This is a genomic window from Lysinibacillus sp. RC79, assembly GCF_041262405.1.
Lineage (GTDB): Bacteria > Bacillota > Bacilli > Bacillales_A > Planococcaceae > Lysinibacillus.
In genome coordinates, this window is record NZ_JBGCCD010000007.1 from 102,002 (window position 1) to 119,268 (window position 17,267).

Annotated in this window: 15 protein-coding genes; 11 read left to right on the forward strand and 4 right to left on the reverse strand. The window is 37.3% G+C overall.

Annotated features, from left to right (window positions below):
- Positions 1 to 116 precede the first annotated feature (116 nt).
- From ABH968_RS09275 to ABH968_RS09310, 8 genes are all read left to right on the forward strand, one after another.
- Positions 117 to 1,859, forward strand: coding sequence for a methyl-accepting chemotaxis protein (locus tag ABH968_RS09275; RefSeq protein WP_370043775.1), 1,743 nt, complete (start codon positions 117 to 119; stop codon positions 1,857 to 1,859).
- 86 nt (positions 1,860 to 1,945) lie between these two features.
- Entirely contained in the window at positions 1,946 to 2,521 is a 576-nt protein-coding gene (locus ABH968_RS09280) for a YdcF family protein (protein ID WP_370043776.1), read from the forward strand.
- A gap of 74 nt (positions 2,522 to 2,595) precedes the next feature.
- On the forward strand, positions 2,596 to 4,293 hold the full coding sequence (locus ABH968_RS09285; RefSeq protein WP_370043777.1) for a M3 family oligoendopeptidase: 1,698 nt from the start codon (positions 2,596 to 2,598) through the stop codon (positions 4,291 to 4,293).
- A gap of 237 nt (positions 4,294 to 4,530) precedes the next feature.
- On the forward strand, positions 4,531 to 5,610 hold the full coding sequence (locus tag ABH968_RS09290; RefSeq protein WP_370043778.1) for an AI-2E family transporter: 1,080 nt from the start codon (positions 4,531 to 4,533) through the stop codon (positions 5,608 to 5,610).
- Between the two features lie 11 nt (positions 5,611 to 5,621).
- Positions 5,622 to 6,248, forward strand: coding sequence for an NUDIX hydrolase (locus ABH968_RS09295; protein ID WP_370043779.1), 627 nt, complete (start codon positions 5,622 to 5,624; stop codon positions 6,246 to 6,248).
- A gap of 112 nt (positions 6,249 to 6,360) precedes the next feature.
- Positions 6,361 to 6,825: a hypothetical protein gene (locus tag ABH968_RS09300; protein WP_370043780.1), complete on the forward strand. Its 465-nt coding sequence runs from the start codon at positions 6,361 to 6,363 to the stop codon at positions 6,823 to 6,825.
- Between the two features lie 22 nt (positions 6,826 to 6,847).
- Positions 6,848 to 7,039 carry a hypothetical protein gene (locus tag ABH968_RS09305; protein WP_370043781.1) on the forward strand — a complete coding sequence of 64 codons (192 nt, stop codon included), beginning with the start codon at positions 6,848 to 6,850 and terminating at the stop codon, positions 7,037 to 7,039.
- Positions 7,040 to 7,057: 18 nt separating this feature from the next.
- The gene (locus tag ABH968_RS09310) at positions 7,058 to 7,669 is read left to right on the forward strand and encodes an alpha/beta hydrolase (RefSeq protein ID WP_370043782.1); all 612 of its coding nucleotides are present in this window, start codon (positions 7,058 to 7,060) and stop codon (positions 7,667 to 7,669) included.
- Positions 7,670 to 7,722: 53 nt separating this feature from the next.
- On the opposite strand, the gene ABH968_RS09315 is transcribed toward ABH968_RS09310, so the two are convergent.
- The 3 genes from ABH968_RS09315 to ABH968_RS09325 all read right to left on the reverse strand — a co-directional run bounded on the left by ABH968_RS09315 (position 7,723) and on the right by ABH968_RS09325 (position 11,718).
- Positions 7,723 to 9,834, reverse strand: coding sequence for an MMPL family transporter (locus ABH968_RS09315; RefSeq protein ID WP_370043783.1), 2,112 nt, complete (start codon positions 9,832 to 9,834; stop codon positions 7,723 to 7,725).
- Between the two features lie 226 nt (positions 9,835 to 10,060).
- On the reverse strand, positions 10,061 to 11,077 hold the full coding sequence (locus ABH968_RS09320) for an inorganic phosphate transporter (RefSeq protein WP_370043784.1): 1,017 nt from the start codon (positions 11,075 to 11,077) through the stop codon (positions 10,061 to 10,063).
- Between the two features lie 20 nt (positions 11,078 to 11,097).
- Entirely contained in the window at positions 11,098 to 11,718 is a 621-nt protein-coding gene (locus ABH968_RS09325; RefSeq protein ID WP_053593946.1) for a DUF47 domain-containing protein, read from the reverse strand.
- 452 nt (positions 11,719 to 12,170) lie between these two features.
- On the opposite strand from ABH968_RS09325, the gene ABH968_RS09330 reads away from it, so the two are divergent.
- A complete protein-coding gene (locus ABH968_RS09330; protein WP_370043852.1) occupies positions 12,171 to 12,857 on the forward strand; it encodes an ABC transporter ATP-binding protein in 687 nt (228 codons plus the stop codon).
- 1 nt (position 12,858) lies between these two features.
- Positions 12,859 to 14,178 carry an ABC transporter permease gene (locus ABH968_RS09335; RefSeq protein WP_370043785.1) on the forward strand — a complete coding sequence of 440 codons (1,320 nt, stop codon included), beginning with the start codon at positions 12,859 to 12,861 and terminating at the stop codon, positions 14,176 to 14,178.
- Positions 14,179 to 14,398: 220 nt separating this feature from the next.
- On the opposite strand, the gene ABH968_RS09340 is transcribed toward ABH968_RS09335, so the two are convergent.
- A complete protein-coding gene (locus tag ABH968_RS09340) occupies positions 14,399 to 15,559 on the reverse strand; it encodes a class I SAM-dependent methyltransferase (RefSeq protein WP_370043786.1) in 1,161 nt (386 codons plus the stop codon).
- A gap of 181 nt (positions 15,560 to 15,740) precedes the next feature.
- Here ABH968_RS09340 and putP point away from each other — a divergent pair, with 181 nt between their 5' ends.
- A complete protein-coding gene (gene putP, locus ABH968_RS09345; protein ID WP_370043787.1) occupies positions 15,741 to 17,228 on the forward strand; it encodes a sodium/proline symporter PutP in 1,488 nt (495 codons plus the stop codon).
- Positions 17,229 to 17,267: the final 39 nt, after the last annotated feature.

The window sequence follows — 17,267 nt, forward strand, 5'->3', positions numbered from 1 at the left end:
TAAAAAGGTGAATAATTCATACTTAAATTACGTTTTACCCATTGTGAAAAAATTCAAATCATAACATAATATAGATTAATAGTCATGGCGAACGAAGAAAAAAGGGGGGCTAAAGCATGAAGTTTTCACGTTCGATACAGGGGAAACTAATTATTATTTCATTAGCATTATTAATTATTCCTAGTTTAGTGATAGGTTTGGTTAGTTATAACAAAGCGAATAAAGGTATGGAGAATATTGGCGAACAAGTTATCAAAAATAGTGTTGAATCTACTTTGCAATTAATGAAGCTTGCAAATGAGAGTGTTAAAAGGGGCGACGTTCCTTTGGAAGTTGCACAGGAACGGGTGCGGGAGGCACTTCTAGGACCAAAGGATAGTGAAGGGAAGAGGCCAATTAAATATCCTGGAGACTTAGGGAAGTATGGTTATATATATGTTTTAGATGATAAAGGGACACTAACAACCCATCCGACTCGAGAAGGGGATAGCCTATGGAACGATCAAGATAGTAGCGGCAATTACTTTATTCGAGAAGTAATCGAAAAAGCACTTGCTGGTGGAGGATTTACACAATATGAGTTTGCGCTACCTGGTCAAGATGTATTAGCTCCAAAAATAATTTATTCTGTAAAGGATCCTAATTGGGGATGGATCATTGCATCGGGTACATATATGCAAGATTTTAATAAAGAAGCTAATTCATTATTACTCGTTATTGGTATTACATTATTAGGTGCCATTATTATAGGTACTGTGATTGTCATAATGGTTTCGAGACATTTAGCTTTACCAGTGCAAAAATTATCTAAACGCGTACGTGAGGTTGCGAAGGGGAATTTAACTGTAGAAATTGAAAATCTACAACGCTCAGATGAGATTGGTCAGTTAAATGAAGGCTTTAATGAAATGGTTGATCAACTGAAAACATTAATCACAGATGTAGAGGAAGCTATTGCAGAAATTCAATCGACATCGTCAAATCTAACATCTGTAGCAGAGGAAACAAACGCTTATGGAGATGAAATAGTAAAAGCGATAAATGAGGTCTCGGACGGAGCAGTAAAGCAAGCTTCAGATGCTGAGGATACGAATAAAACTGCCATTGTTTTTGCCCAGCAGATTGAAGGATTGCATGACAAAAATGAAGTAATGCTTGATGCATCTCAACATATGAAACGATCAAATCAAGAGGGGCTTATAAATTTAAACGGCTTAAAAGAGAAATCACACGAGTCTTCAGAATTGATTAATAATGTTTATACTGTATTTAATAGCTTAATTGTGAAAGTAAGAGAAATTGAAGGCATTGTTGGTACCATTACCGAGATTTCTGATCAGACGAATCTGCTTGCATTAAATGCATCCATAGAGGCAGCTAGAGCTGGTGAGCATGGCAAGGGCTTTGCAGTTGTTGCTGAGGAGGTACGTAAGCTAGCGGATCAAACATCTGTAGCAACTGAGCTAGTGCGTACAACCTTAAAGGGGATTGAAAGTGAAACGAATTTAGTGAACGATGAAATGAAGAAAACAAATGTTATTGTTCGTCAACAAAATGATTCGGTTGCCATAACAGAGTCATCCTTCAAGGAAATTGAATTGTCCGTAGAGAAAATTATTTCTGTCATTGGGGAAATGACTGCAGGAGTAGAATATTTGAATAGCTCAAAGGATTACATTATGCAATCTATCGAAAGTATTGCGATGATTAGTGAGAAAAATGCAGCTGCATCAGAGGAAGTAACGGCATCCGTTGATGAACAGCAGCGTGCTATTCAACTGGTTAGTGAATCTTCCAATGATTTAACAGATGAAATAACGGCATTACAGGAATCTATTAAGCGCTTTATATTAAGATAATCAATCAAGGATGTTTGTACAGTAATTCTAGTACAAGCATCCTTTTTTTTGTCTAAACGTTAATAAAAGGTAAGGGGGGATCAATCGTGAAAAAATGGGTAATAAGATTAGGGGTTATACTACTTGGTATTTGTAGTGTTGTTTATATTTGGCTCGGCGAGGAGATGAAACAAGGTGTCCAGCCAGCTGCAAACGGAACAGCTACATACATGATTGTCCTGGGAGCAAAGGTAAAACCGGGTGGAATTCCATCACTTTCTTTGAAAAATAGATTAGAAGAGGCTGTAAAGTATTTAAACAAATATCCTCATGTAAAAGTAATTGTTTCAGGTGGGCAAGGGGCGGATGAAGATCGGACAGAGGCTTCTGTCATGCTTAAATACTTACAGGACAATGGCATTGATACTAATAGAATATTAGTGGAAGACCAATCTACTTCAACTTATGAGAACTTATTATTTTCTAAAGAACTTTTGCCTAAAGAAACTAAGAAAATCACGATTCTTTCTAATGATTTTCATTTAAAGCGTGCAAAATATTTAGCTGAGTCTTTAGGTTTTGAAGTAGATGTCGTGGCGGCGAAAACGCCAAAATCAGTGGAAGTAAAGTTAAATCTACGTGAAAGGGCAGCACTATTAAAAACATATATAATTGGTTATTAAATTGTTTCTTAATAAGATAGATTTGGCATATAATAGAAATATAACGGGGTATATGACAGAAAGAGGGGATTACTATGAAAATGTTTAAAGACTATGAGTACAGCCGTCCGAATATCGAGGAAATGAAAGAGCAACAATTATCCTTAATTGATCAATTTAAAAATGCTCAAACAATGGACGGGCAAAGTGACATAATTGAGAAATTAAACGGACTGAGTAATGACTACGCTACGATGGCAAACTTAGTGTACATTCGTGCTTCGATTGATACGAATGATGAATTTTATCATGCAGAACGCGATTATTTTGACGAGGTTGGACCTGAGTTGGAAGAGGTATCAACAGAATATTATAAAGCGCTAATCGTTTCACCATTCCGTGAGCAGTTAGAAGAAAAATGGGGTCAGCAATTATTTGATTTAGCAACCTATCAAATTAAAGGCTTTTCACCAGCAGTCATTGATTTAATGCAAAAGGAGAACAAGCTCGTTTCAGAATACAATAAACTTGTTGCCTCTGCACAAATTGACTTTAATGGTGAAACAGTAACGCTTGCTCAGCTTGGACCATATGCAGAGTCTACTGATCGTGTAGTGCGTAAGGCGGCAACGAATGCACGCTTTGGCTTTTTTGCTGATCATGAAGATGAATTTGATCGACTATATGATGAGCTTGTCAAGGTGCGCCATGAAATCGCTGTTAAATTAGGCTATAAAAACTATGTCGAACTAGGCTATATTCGAATGAATCGCATTGATTATAATGCGGATATGGTAAAGAAATTCCGTGACCAAGTTCGTGATTTAATCGTACCTATTGCCACAAAATTATATGAACGTCAGGCAAAGCGTATTGGTATTTCTGATTTTAAGTTCTATGATGAAGCATTCAACTTTGTTTCAGGAAATGCTACACCAAAAGGCGATCCGGAATGGATTGTTGCGAACGGTAAAAAAATGTATGAAGAGCTATCGCCTGAGACTGGTGAATTCTTTAACTTTATGATTGACCATGAATTAATGGACTTAGTGGCGAAGAAAGGTAAAGAGAGTGGTGGTTATTGTACATTTATTGAAAACTATCACTCACCATTTATCTTCTCGAACTTTAATGGTACTTCTGGCGATATCGATGTGTTAACACATGAAGCTGGACATGCTTTCCAAGTCTATTCAAGTCGTAACATTGGAATCCCGGAATATTTATGGCCAACATATGAATCTTGTGAAATTCACTCGATGAGTATGGAATTTTTCACATGGCCATGGATGGAGCTATTCTTTAAGGAAGACACAGAGAAATATAAGTTCACACACTTAAGTAGTGGCTTACTATTCCTTCCTTACGGTGTTGCAGTTGATGAGTTCCAGCATGTGATCTATGAAAATCCTAGTATGACACCAGCTGAACGTAAAGCTGCGTGGAAAAAAATTGAGGAGACATATTTACCACATCGTGACTATGATCATAATAGCTATCTAGAAGCAGGCAGTATATGGCAACGTCAAGCGCATATTTATTCAAGTCCATTCTATTACATTGATTACACGTTAGCGCAAATTTGTGCATTCCAATTCTGGAAACGTTCACGTGAAGAATTTGATGCTGCCTGGAAGGACTATACTCATTTATGTGGTTTAGGCGGCTCTATGTCCTTTACGAAGCTTGTAAAAGAAGCAGGCTTAATTTCACCATTTGAGGATGGCTGTGTTGAATCGGTCATTGATGATATTGAAGATTACTTAAATTCAGTAGACGATACAAAATTATAGACTACTACGTTATGCAACATTAGTGAAAATTCGCGACACTCCTGTGGGGAAACAATCCGTCCGAGCTTCCTTAGATGCTTTAGCATTTGAGGGACTTGCGGGATTGCCCGTTGGAGGGTTGTGAATTTTTTTAGTTTCAAAAACTCTTTTGTTTTGACAATAAATAATAGAATACTTGCGAAATGGTTAATATATAAGTAGTATTTTCAGTAACTGTGATAAAAGGAAGTGAAGAAAGTGACGAGGAAAGTTTGGTTTCAAGTAGGCGTAGGGGTTTTACTTGCTCTACTAGTCATTAAATATTTTATAGAGATTCATTGGATTTTTTCTCCGCTTGTTATTATTTTAAAGGCTGTTTTTGTACCTTTGTTGCTTGGCGGTGTTTTGTATTATGTTACGGAGCCGATTCAGAGGTTTTTAGAGAAGCGTAAATTTCCGAGATGGGCAAGTATATTAACGATAATCATTGGACTTATAGCGCTTGTTGGTGGCTTTGGTTGGATTGTTGGTAATCCAATTGCAGTGCAGGTTAATAATTTAGTGAAAAATGTACCACAGATTAGTGCTAGTATACAAGATGCAGCCGATTATGTGTTGCGAAACAAAGATAACTTCCCGCCACAGTTAAAAGATTTTATCGACAATATGGCAAATTCTGTGCAGCATTTTGCCGTTGTAGCAAGTAAGGGGCTAGTTTCGTTTTTACAATCAGTTGTATCAGTTTCTTTATTAGCTATTTTAATTCCATTCTTCTTTATTTTTATGTTGAAGGATCATGAAAAATTTGCGCCGTCAGTTTATAAATATTTCAGTGGTGAACGTCGAGAATGGGTGAAAAAGACGTTAAGTGAAATTGACGATGTTTTACGTAGCTATATTCAAGGACAGCTACAGATTAGTTTTTTACTAGCATCCATTATGTATGTAGGGTATTTAATTATAGGTCTAGAATATTCGTTGCTACTTGTTATATTCGCGTTCTTTATGAATATGATTCCGTTTATTGGACCATGGATCGCCTTTACACCAGCACTGATTGTGGCTATTGTTCAGGATCCAGTGTTAGTCATATGGGTGTCTGTTGTCACACTCGTGGCGCAGCAAATTGATAGTAACTTTATAACTCCTAACGTAATGGGGAAAACACTCGATATACATCCGTTAACAGTTATTACAGTTATTTTAGCAGCAGGTAATATTGCAGGCTTCATCGGAATTATCATTGCAGTACCATTTTATGCAGTTTTAAAAGTGATCGCATCCAATATTTATGATGAACGTAACGTGATTAAGAAAAAGGCTACGAAGTCAGTATAGGAGTCGAAAAAATGGAACAAGAAATTGTGAAAGTTTTTAATGAACAGCATGAAGAGATTGGGACAGCAACGAGAGCAGAAGTACATGAAAAAGGACTATGGCATGAAACATTCCACTGTTGGCTTGTCAATGAGAACTATATCTATTTCCAAATCCGTAGTTCACAAAAAAAGGACTACCCTGGCTTGCTTGATATTACAGCGGCGGGGCATCTATTGGCCGTAGAGACAGTAGAATCAGGAATTCGTGAAGTGAAGGAAGAACTAGGGCTCGATGTCGACGTACACGAAGTTGTTAAAATGGGCATGACATCTTGTAGTATCGTTTCGGAAAACATGATAGACAATGAATTTTGTCATGTTTATATATATCCATTCAAACATGATTGGGAATCATTTGAACTGCAGTATGAGGAAGTATCAGGGGTCGTTCGAGCAAAACTTGATGAGGCAGAGGCATTCTTTTTAGGAGAAACAGCTACTCTAAATATTGAAGGCTATGAATATTTCCCTGATGGTCAACGAGCGAAAATTGTGCGCCCAGTAAGTACAGCACAATTTGTCCCTTACCGCGAACTATACGTTGCACATGTTATTAAGTTTGTAAAAGATAAAATGTTTAATGAGACATATGAGTAACTGAAAAAATGTAGGGCAAGCTTTCCATAAGGCTTGTCCTATTTCACTTCAAAATAACAGGAAAAATAAGTTATACTGAAAGATAGATTGAATAGAAAAGGAGCATTTTTATATGCTAACATTTGAACAAAAACAAACCATCATTGAATCATTCCCTGGACTTACAAAAAAGGAAATTTCATTAAAACGCTTGAATTACCATTTTATGGATAGTCTTTATGAAAAGACAATTGTTGTGGAAAAGCTACACCCAAATGGCAACGGCTTTGTCTTTGTTGGTGACTTATTGCGCTATGAGGAAGAAGCAAACGATAAAGGCCTAGTAAATATTCGTGACTACGATGAACAACAGCTTCGTGAAATTATTGAAGATGCCATTCAATATTTATCGGAAGAAGAAGAAGAGCAAGGGCCGATCGAAGAGATGTGGCAAAATCGTGAAGGTATTCAATTAAAGCTAGCTTGTGAGCAACGTTCTTGGAATGTTTATCATGGTGAAAATTTAGAGGAAGCCTTTGGCACACATGATGCTGCGAAAGAATATTTGCTAGAAGAGGGCTTTCGTAAAAAGAAATAAGTAATACGGGGGATCATAACAAATGAATGGGAAAAAAATAGTGGGAATAGTTATTGCTGTTGTTATAGCTGTTTGTTTAATTTCTGTATTTACGATTACAAAATTTTATAAAGACCATGAGGAACAGCCAAATCGTGAAAATCGAGAAATTAATAAGTCAAAGAGCTTGAATTTAATTTTGCCGCAAGCTACAATTATCTCGAATTCAAGATAATTGAGAGGTGGGCTGTAAATGCAACACGTTTTTCATAAAGGAACAGATGAAACAAAACCAACTTTTTTACTGTTACATGGTACAGGCGGAAATGAACAAAGCTTAATTGGCCTTGCAAAGGAAATTGATGAAACAGCAAGCATTTTAAGCGTCCGTGGAAATGTCCTTGAAAATGGTATGCCACGCTTTTTCCGTCGTTTAGCGGAAGGTGTTTTTGATATAGAGGATTTAATTTTCCGTATGAAGGAATTAAATGACTTTTTATTAGAAGCAGCACAGCAGTATGGCTTTGATCGTAATCGAGTGGTTGCTATCGGCTACTCTAATGGCGCGAATATTGCTGCTAGCCTATTATTCCATTATGAGGATGCTCTAGCAGGTGCAATACTGCATCATCCAATGGTGCCTAGACGTGATATTGAATTACCTAGACTTTCTTCGATCCCTGTCTTTATCGGTGCTGGAACGAATGATCCCATGTGTACCGCTCAGGAATCTGAAGACTTAGAGGCGCTTTTAACGTCAGCAGGGGCAGATGTGACAACTGTGTGGTTTAATTATGGTCATCAGCTTACAATGCCTGAGGTAGAGGCAGCAAAAGAATGGTACGACCGTATTTATTCAAAATAAGAAAAAATCCGCAACCTTTGTGAGAGAGAGTTCACGGGAGGTTGCGGATTCTTTTATTTTTGTTTCTTTGCGAAAGGTAGCCACCAATTCCAATCCCCAAAGAGCTTCATAAGACTTGGAACGAGCATGAGACGAATAATCGTTGCATCGATGGCGACTGCAATAGCTATACCAACCCCAATTTGCTTCACAGGCATCACATCTGTAAAAGCGAATGCTCCTGTTATAACAATCATAATAAGCGCTGCAGACGTAATGATACGGCTTGTAGAGGTTAGACCATCAATCGTGGCACGTGTATTATCCGCCCCTTTTTGATATTCCTCTTGAATACGTGATATTAAAAAGACTTCATAGTCCATACTTAAGCCGAATACAAGACAAAATACAATTACTGGGATTATAAGGACAATCGTACCGGCTTCAATACCCAAATGCCCGTATTGGAAAATATAGACGAGAATACCGAAGGCTGATGAAAGTCCAATGATATTCATTATAATCGCTTTCAGTGGGATTAAAATAGAGCGGAAAGCGAGCATTAAAATAAAGAATGTTGATACGATAATAATGGCTACAGCCAAGAAAATTTTACTAGAGATTTCATCAAAAATTTCTTGATTGAATTTCGCATGACCTCCGAGAGCGAAGTCGACACCTAAATCTTTATCTTTCCATGTCCGAACGAATTTTTGAGCAGTAGTTGATGATCCGGCTGCATCCAATGTAATTGGGATAAAGAGTTGTTTATCTTTAGAAAATGTATTTAGAATTGGTGTTAATTGTTCTGCCACTTGTGGAATTTTCAAAGAAGCTGTCAGTTCCTCAGGTGACTTAATGTTAGCCGTCGTATAAATGGTTGATACATGATTTACTAGTGGGTCATCAAGTAACTTTTCTTGAATATTGTAAATAAGCTCTCTTGCCTCACTATCTTCCCAACCTTCCTTACGCTCTGCTAGTAAATATAAAGTTGAGGTATCACCAAGTCCAAACGTTTTGTCTAATTGATCATAGGCTGCACGTGCATCATATTTTGTCGGTAATGAATCCACCTGAGGAATTGTAAGTTTAATATCCTTCAATGGAATCATACCAATACCTAGTAATAATAATGCCACAATAACGATGGTCACTGGATGTTTCATGACAAAGCCGGCAAAGCCACGCCAACGATTTGCTCCACCAGGCTTTACACGTAATAAGCGCCATTTATTTAGGCGATCTCCTAATAGCATCATCGTAGCAGGTAGCAATGTTAAGCCAGAAAGTACTGCAAGGAATACAACAATTGCGCCTCCTAAAGCGATATTTTGAAAAATTTCAACGTCGATGACAATCATGGCACCTAAGCCGATCATGACACAAACAGCAGAAAAGATAATAGAGCGACCAGCTGTCTCTATCGCCGTTTGAATAGCCTGTACAATGGATGTATGGGCACGTTCTTCGCGATACCGGTTAATAAACAACAAGGCAAAATCAATGCTTAATGCAAGTCCAAGCATTGGTACTATATTTAACACAAAAATTGATAAATTGATATTACCGCTAAACAAAGTCAAAATTCCAAACGCAGTGACAACAGTAACAACCCCGATAATGATAGGTAAGATTGAAGCAACGACAGTACCGAAAGCTAGTAATAGCACTATGATAGCGATTGGTAATCCTATTGCTTCCGCTGATGCTAAATCCTTTTGACTTGCTGTATTGATATCTTCTGAAATAACGGGCCCGCCTGTAATGCTCACACCGTCATTCTCTATTAATGAACGAATGTCTTTCACAACATCAGGTAGATGATCAACATTATTTTTAATATGAACCATGGCATAAGCTATACCATTCTTTTGTAAAGAGGGATCATCAAGTGGTGACTGGATGGAATGAATCTCCTTCATTTTTTTCAACTTTTTTAAAGTATCCTGAATTTTTTTATCGTCAGCTGGATTGAAGACGACCAAAATTGTATCAGAAGGCAAATCAAATGTTTTTGCAAGCTCATTTGTTACGTAGGTATGATCCCCTTTAACAAAAAAACCGTCTCCATGAAGCTTACTTGGAAGTTGTATGGCAAACATAGCCATAGTAATAAAAATCACGAACCATAAGGCTACGATAGCTTTAGCGTGGGTTGTTATAAAAGCTGAAAAAGTTTTCATAGTAAGTACTATCCTCCTTTTTAAAATAGTGTAAAGGATGTGTCGCATTTTGTCGTGTGACAATGTAAAGACTCCTGTCCAACAAGGAACAGGAGTCTTAGTATGCGATCAAAATCAATTATGCCTTGGCATAATTGCGTCCAGAATCGGCTTTGTGCTTGCATAAAGCACTCCTTTCCGATTCTGTGACATCCGCCGGAGGCTTTAACTTCTTTCAGGAAAGAAGTTAAAAGAATAACGATAATAAAAGGTAAATAATAGCTGCCATTACTGCAGAAATTGGCATTGTAATAACCCAAGTAGTTACGATTTTACGCGCCATTCCCCAGTTTACACCACGTACCCGTTGTGCAGAGCCGACGCCCATGATAGAGGAAGAAATAACGTGTGTTGTGGATACTGGTAGGTGAATTAATGTAGCACCGAAGATAATGGATGCAGAAGCTAAATCTGCTGCAACTCCGTTCACAGGACGGATTTTCATGATTTTACCGCCGACTGTTTTAATAATTTTATAGCCGCCGATAGAGGTACCAAGCCCCATTGCAGTTGCTGCTGCAGCTCGTATCCAAAAAGGAATTTCATCTCCTGTATGCAAACCACCAGCGATTAACGCCATGGTCATAATCCCCATTGCCTTTTGCGCATCGTTTGTACCGTGTGTAAAAGATTGAATTGCGGCAGTGAAAATTTGCATCGTGCGGAAACCTTTATTCGTACGATATAAATTTAAGTTTTTAAACCATAATTTAAACAGTGTCATCATAATAAAGCCAGCGCAAATCGCAAGGATTGGTGATAACACTAGGGCCATGATGATTTTAGTAAAACCGCCATAGTTTAGAACTCCGAAGCCGGCAGATGCAACTGCTGCACCAGCAATGGACCCAATCAGAGTGTGTGAAGAACTCGATGGAATACCGAAATACCATGTTAGTAAGTTCCAAATAATAGCCGAAATTAATGCTGCTAAAATAACGACTGAACCTGTCGTATCTCCTTGAAATGCATTTAAAGAGAATGGATCTACAATATCTTTTGTCAAAGCCTTTGCAACACCGACGAAGGTAATAGCTCCGATAAAGTTCATCGTCGCTGCCATCATGATAGCTACACGTGGTGGCAATGCTCTAGTGGAAACTGAAGTTGCGATAGCATTTGCTGTATCATGGAAGCCATTGATAAAGTCAAATGTTAGGGCAAAGATAACGACCAGTACGGTTAGTATAATGATTGTGTTCATTGTAAGTGCCCATCTCCTAATTACGCGTTACGCATGATAATTGTTTCCATTGTATTTGCAACGTTTTGACAATGATCAGCGATATCTTCAAGTTGTTCATATATATCTTTAAATTTAATAATTCGAATTGGATCTTTTTCATTTAGAAATAATTGCTTAATAGATGAACGTTGCACTTCATCACATTCACGCTCGTAGTCTTTAATAAGAATTGAGTGTGGGCGCATGCCAATAAGATTCTTTTTCTTTAACTCTTCTGTTGCTTTAACAATTTCATCAGCACTTTTTGAAATATAGCCTAAGAAAATACGCATTGACTCGTCAACTTCTGTTAGAGAGAACATTTCAAAATGAGCGATACAATGCTCCGTACCATCTAATACGTCGTCCATACGAATGGCAAATTCTAGAATGTCTTCGCGTTCGATAGGTGTCATAAATGATTTGTTTAGCATCACGATTAGTTCATGAATGAGCTTATCACCAGCTGTTTCGTAATTTTTCATAGTAATGCTAATCTCTTTTAGGTCAGCTACACTGTTAATACGAAAATCATTTGCGTAATGTACGGCCTCTCTCATATTCTCAGCAATTTTATGCAAAGCTATAAAGAAAGGGTCTTGTTTTTTTGAGTTAAGCATGTAAATCGAATCCTCCTGGATAAAATAAATTGGCCTCTAAACTTTACTATCATAACAAAATCTTTAATTTATCTACATAAAATTCTTCTATTCTACAGAAAACTTTACAATCCTGTAATATACAATTTGTTCACAAAATAATAAAGAAATCTCTGTATTTGTTTTTATTAATACAGAAAAAAGCCTTAAAGATAGGTTTTATAAAAAGTTTTCCCTCTGTTTAATACAAAAAGATACTATTTGGACATAAAATTTCGAATAAAATTTCGAATGAATTGTAAAGAGAATGTAAAGAAATTGTTTTGCTAATAGTTTTCCATTTTCTTAAGAATATCTTCATTTTTATCCTTCAACTTTATTAAGAATTCTTGACTACAATGGAGAAAGAAGGGCTCATAACCTCACGTTATGGTGATGAATCTAAAGAATGAAAAAGGGGCGTATATTTGAAAATGATTCAAGTTGAGAATTTACAACATACATTTTTAATTGGAAAGAAAGGCAAGGAAAAACAGGTTCCGGTATTAAAAAGTGTTAATTTTGAGGTGAAAAAAGGAGAAGTAGTGGCGATTGTTGGGAAAAGTGGCTCCGGTAAATCAACCTTATTACAAATAGTAGCCGGATTTATGAAATCTGAACAAGGATCTATTAAGGTGAACGGAACGGAAACAGCTAATCTCACGGAAGCAGAAAGTGCAGCTTTTCGTTTGCAACAGTTCGGATTTATCTTTCAAAACTTTCAACTGATGCCAGGATTAACGGCGTTTGAAAACATTGAACTACCGTTAAAGTTGCAGGGTATCAAGAAAGCTGAGCGTACAGAAAAGGTGAAAAAATTAATGGACAAGGTCGGTTTAACAGAGGTGGCAGACCATTATCCAAATGAATTATCAGGTGGTCAGCAACAGCGTGTTAGTATTGCAAGAGCCTTAATTACAAATCCTCCTATTTTGTTGGCGGATGAGCCGACAGGAAGTCTTGATTCGGAAACTGAGCAAGATATATTGCTGCTTATTCAAAGTCTAAACCGTGAGCTGGGTTTAACATTTGTCATTATTACTCACGACGAGGAAGTAGCAACAATAGCTCATCGACGTTTCCGCATGTACGATGGGGAACTTGTAAAGGAGGAAGCATAACATGTTATTTAAAGATCAATTAGATTTTGTTAAACAGCATATAAAGAAAAATAAATTACGCGTGTTTATGACAGTACTGGCGGCAACGATGGGCTGTGCATTTTTGATTGTCCTCGCATCAGTTGGGTTTGGGCTTCAGGATTCCTTACGTAATGAAATACTATCGAATGAAAAAGTTACAAAAATTCAAGTATTCGGTAATGGTCAATTTACAGAGGAACAAATTAATGAAATAAAAGGTATAGAACATGTGGAAACAGTACTCGAAACGATTACTGTCAGTGCATCTGCACATTCACTTTTTGAGGGTCGTGATACACAATCTGATTTATTCGTTGCTAATATGCATGATTTTGAGCAAGTGAATGGCAAGCTTGAGAAAGGGAAGTATCCAACAAAGCCAAACGAAATCGTTGTAGGTTATCATTTTGCTCAAACATTAGTCAATGATGCTGAGCGCAAAATTATTGAAGAAAAGAGTAAAGAAGCTGAAGTAGAAGGCACGTATTATAATGGTAGTGAGGAAGGTTATAAGGGCTCATTAATTGGTAAAGAGATCGAATTATCATTAATGCCACATACTGATGGGGCAGAAGAGACAGAGAACATGAAATATACGATTGTCGGTGTTATGAAGAAGCCTTCTTATGATTGGATGATTAATAACTCTATCTATATGGATACAGAGCAAAAGTCAATGCTAGCTTCAAGTTTAGCTGCAACAGGTAAGGTTAAAGAGGATGAAATGTTTTATTCGGAATTTAATATTTTTGCGGATAGCATGGAAAATGTAAAGCCGATATTAGACAAACTAAAAGACAAGGGCTATAGCGTTTATTCAGTTACTGAGCAATTGGATAAAATGAATGTATTTTTCCTAGTTTTAAAAATCGGTTTAATATTTGTTGGAACAATTGCTGTTTTGATCGCCTCAATTGGCATTTTCAATACAATGACAATGGCTGTTACAGAGCGTACTCGTGAAATCGGAGTTTTAAAGGCGATCGGAGCAAGTCCAAAGCTTATTCAACGATTGTTCTTAATGGAAAGTACATTCATTGGTATTATTGGTACTTTGATAGCGGTAGCCATTTCATATGTTATTAGCTTTGTAGCAAATGCTACATTACCTTTAATTCTAAAAGCAGCAACAGGGGAAGATGCTTTTAGTAGAAATGAAATAACATTCTCCCTTATTCCTTGGCAGCTTGTGCTTATTGCATCAGCGATTAGTATTGGGGTAGCGATGGTTTCGGGCTATCGTCCAGCACGTAAGGCCACAAAAATTGACGTTATTCAAGCATTACGACAAGAACTATAATAGAAAGGGCGGTCCAGAAGTTATTGGATCGCCCTTTTAAATTTGATTGCGCAAATTAGAAATGCCATCGGAAGGAAAGCGAATACCCGCGCATCACCATGAAATACCCGCGGAAGGAGAGCGAATACTCGCGCATCCTCATGAAATACTCGCGCATCCCCATGAAATACCCGCGAAAGAAGAGCGAATACCTGCGCTACGACCATAAATACAGCGAATTTTATAAGTAAGCTTGTAATTCATTTGCTAAAAACGGCTTGGCATTTAGCAACTTTAAAAAGGCATCATAGTTAGCACGTTGTTCGGAACTCGGCTTTTTACCTGTATGATAGGCTCGTATTAAAATGTTTTTAGGTGTATTTTCCATATCTATAAACTCTAGCAATTGTGCCTCATAGCCAACGAGTGATAAAATTTCCGCTCGGATTGCATCTGTTGCGAGCGCTGCAAAACGTTCGCGTACGAGACCGTGCTGAAGCATGATATCCAGTGCTGGTGTGTTAAGCTGGCGATTTAACTCATGCTGGCAACAAGGGACACTTAAAATAACGCTTGCTCCCCATTTTACAGCGCGGGCTAATGCCATATCAGTGGCAACATCACAAGCATGTAGCGTTACCACCATGTCCACAGCAGACTCCTCATTATAATCATTAATATCTCCTACTAGAAATTCGAGTTGTTCATAGCCTAAATCCTGTGCGATTTGTGAGCATTCTTCAATGACTTCCTTTTTTAAATCCAAACCAGTGACACGAATGTCTAAGCCTTTTTCGATTTTTAAATAATGGTATAGGGCGAATGTTAAATAGGATTTGCCTGAACCAAAATCTAAAATACGAACCTGACGATCTTTTGGCAAATAGGTTAATGCATCATCAATAAATTCGATGAAGCGGTTGATTTGTTTAAATTTATCGTATTTTTGTTTTTTTATTTTTCCCTCTTCTGTTTGTACGCCAAGACGAATTAAAAATGGGTAGGGCTTATCCTCTGCCAATAAATAGTTTTTCTTGCGATTATGCGTTAAATTGACTTGCTTTGGCGCTGAGGATTTATCGGATTTCCATAGTACTTTGTTCTTTTTTGATAGCTGTACTTGTATTTTTTCATCAATAAAATCAACATGCGCTTGACGGTAATCGTTAAAAAATGCTTCCAGCTTCTCATGGAAATTTTCTAATAAAACATTTTCATGTTTTAAAATACGTTCAAATTGATATTCAACTTGGATATGGTAAGCATCCTTAAGTAATAAAGGTTTTAGCTTTATACGCTTTACTTCGTTTGATTTCATACGTGGTTGACTGATCGTAGCAGTAACGAGTTGCTGTTGTAAAATCCGCTCCATAAGATGAGCTTTCATTTCTTCAAATGTCATACATTTCGCCTTCTTTATCGTGTTATAGATGGCACTAGTTTAACACACTTTATGAAATGCAATGCTAGTATAATTTCAAAATTCACTTTTTGGATATTTATAGGTTATTTTGTATATTTGTGGTATTTTAATTATAGAGAATTTTTAATAAATAGACTAAAGGGGAAATAGGGGGAAATATATGTCTGAAAACATGTATCAATTACTTGCGATTATTATTTATATGATCGCCATGCTAGGAATCGGCTGGTATGCATTTATTAAAACATCGAATTTAACGGATTACATGCTCGGGGGGCGTTCGCTAGGACCTGCTGTTACAGCGCTAAGTGCAGGTGCAGCAGATATGTCTGGTAGGCTGTTAATGGGTTTACCGGGTGCGATCTATTTATTTGGACTTGCTAAGGCTTGGATTGCCATTGGTTTAACAATTGGCGCCTATTTGAATTGGCTATTGGTAGCGCCGAGACTGCGTGTATATACACAAGTTTCCAATGACTCAATTACTATTCCAAGTTATTTAGATAATCGTTTACGTGACAATACAAAGCTAATAAGAATTGCATCAGGTATAATTATTTTAATCTTTTTTACATTTTATGTTTCTTCAGGAATGGTAGCGGGGGGCAAATTTTTTGATAGTTCATTTGGCTATGAATACCATACTGGCTTATTAATTGTATCTGCTGTTGTTGTGGCGTACACATTGTTTGGAGGATTTTTAGCAGTTAGTTATACAGACTTTTTACAGGGGCTTATTATGTTTGTAGCACTTGTTACTGTACCGTTATTTGGATTGTCTTTAACAGGTGGACTCGGAGACACACTAGCATCCATTAAAGCCGTAAATCCTGAACATCTGAACTTATTATCTTCACATGCAACAACAGCACTAATTATTTCATCACTTGCATGGGGACTAGGTTATTTTGGACAACCACATATTATCGTACGCTTTATGGCCATTAGCTCAGTAAAAGAAACTAAGCAAGCTCGCCGTATCGGTATTGGCTGGATGATGTTAAGTTTATTCGGAGCAATTGCCACAGCATTAGTAGGTGTGGCTTATTTTGAACAAAATGCTGGTGAGTTAAAGGATGCTGAGACAGTATTTATTGTACTTGGCCAAATCTTATTCCATCCATTTATTGCAGGTATAATGCTAGCTGCCATATTAGCTGCAGTTATGAGTACGATTTCATCACAATTAATTGTTACTTCGTCAGCGCTTGTTGAAGACATTTACAAAGCATTATTTAATAAAACAGCAGATGATAAGCATTATGTCTTTATTGGCCGTGTCGCTGTTTTAGTTGTAGCTATTGTCGCAGGGATTTTAGCATGGAATCCAGATAGTTCTATTTTAGACTTAGTGGGCTTTGCTTGGGCTGGCTTTGGTGCAGCGTTCGGTCCTGTAATATTGCTGTCACTGTATTGGAGGAAATTAACGAATTACGGAGCGCTCAGTGGGATGGTAGCTGGTGCTGCAACCGCCATTATTTGGGGGAAAATAAAGGTCTTATCTGATACATTATATGAGATTGTTCCAGGCTTCTTAGTTTGCTTAATCGTTGCCGTTATTGTCAGCATTTTGACATATAAACCGAATAAAGATATTGAAGCCGAATTTAATCGTACTGAAGTATTACTAAAGGAAGAACGTAAGTAAAAATGAAATGCGCCTTTTGCATAGAGGCGCATTTTTTAC

Excerpts from the sequence above, each read along its gene's own strand:
- ABH968_RS09300 (WP_370043780.1), top strand. The coding sequence starts at position 6,361 with ATGCTAACATTTGAACAAAAACAAACCATCATTGAATCATTCCCTGGA.
- ABH968_RS09275 (WP_370043775.1), top strand. The coding sequence starts at position 117 with ATGAAGTTTTCACGTTCGATACAGGGGAAACTAATTATTATTTCATTA.
- ABH968_RS09295 (WP_370043779.1), top strand. The coding sequence starts at position 5,622 with ATGGAACAAGAAATTGTGAAAGTTTTTAATGAACAGCATGAAGAGATT.
- putP (WP_370043787.1), top strand. The coding sequence starts at position 15,741 with ATGTCTGAAAACATGTATCAATTACTTGCGATTATTATTTATATGATC.
- ABH968_RS09310 (WP_370043782.1), top strand. The coding sequence starts at position 7,058 with ATGCAACACGTTTTTCATAAAGGAACAGATGAAACAAAACCAACTTTT.
- ABH968_RS09335 (WP_370043785.1), top strand. The coding sequence starts at position 12,859 with ATGTTATTTAAAGATCAATTAGATTTTGTTAAACAGCATATAAAGAAA.
- ABH968_RS09340 (WP_370043786.1), bottom strand. The coding sequence starts at position 15,559 with ATGACATTTGAAGAAATGAAAGCTCATCTTATGGAGCGGATTTTACAA.
- ABH968_RS09305 (WP_370043781.1), top strand. The coding sequence starts at position 6,848 with ATGAATGGGAAAAAAATAGTGGGAATAGTTATTGCTGTTGTTATAGCT.
- ABH968_RS09315 (WP_370043783.1), bottom strand. The coding sequence starts at position 9,834 with ATGAAAACTTTTTCAGCTTTTATAACAACCCACGCTAAAGCTATCGTA.
- ABH968_RS09325 (WP_053593946.1), bottom strand. The coding sequence starts at position 11,718 with ATGCTTAACTCAAAAAAACAAGACCCTTTCTTTATAGCTTTGCATAAA.
- ABH968_RS09330 (WP_370043852.1), top strand. The coding sequence starts at position 12,171 with ATGATTCAAGTTGAGAATTTACAACATACATTTTTAATTGGAAAGAAA.
- ABH968_RS09285 (WP_370043777.1), top strand. The coding sequence starts at position 2,596 with ATGAAAATGTTTAAAGACTATGAGTACAGCCGTCCGAATATCGAGGAA.
- ABH968_RS09320 (WP_370043784.1), bottom strand. The coding sequence starts at position 11,077 with ATGAACACAATCATTATACTAACCGTACTGGTCGTTATCTTTGCCCTA.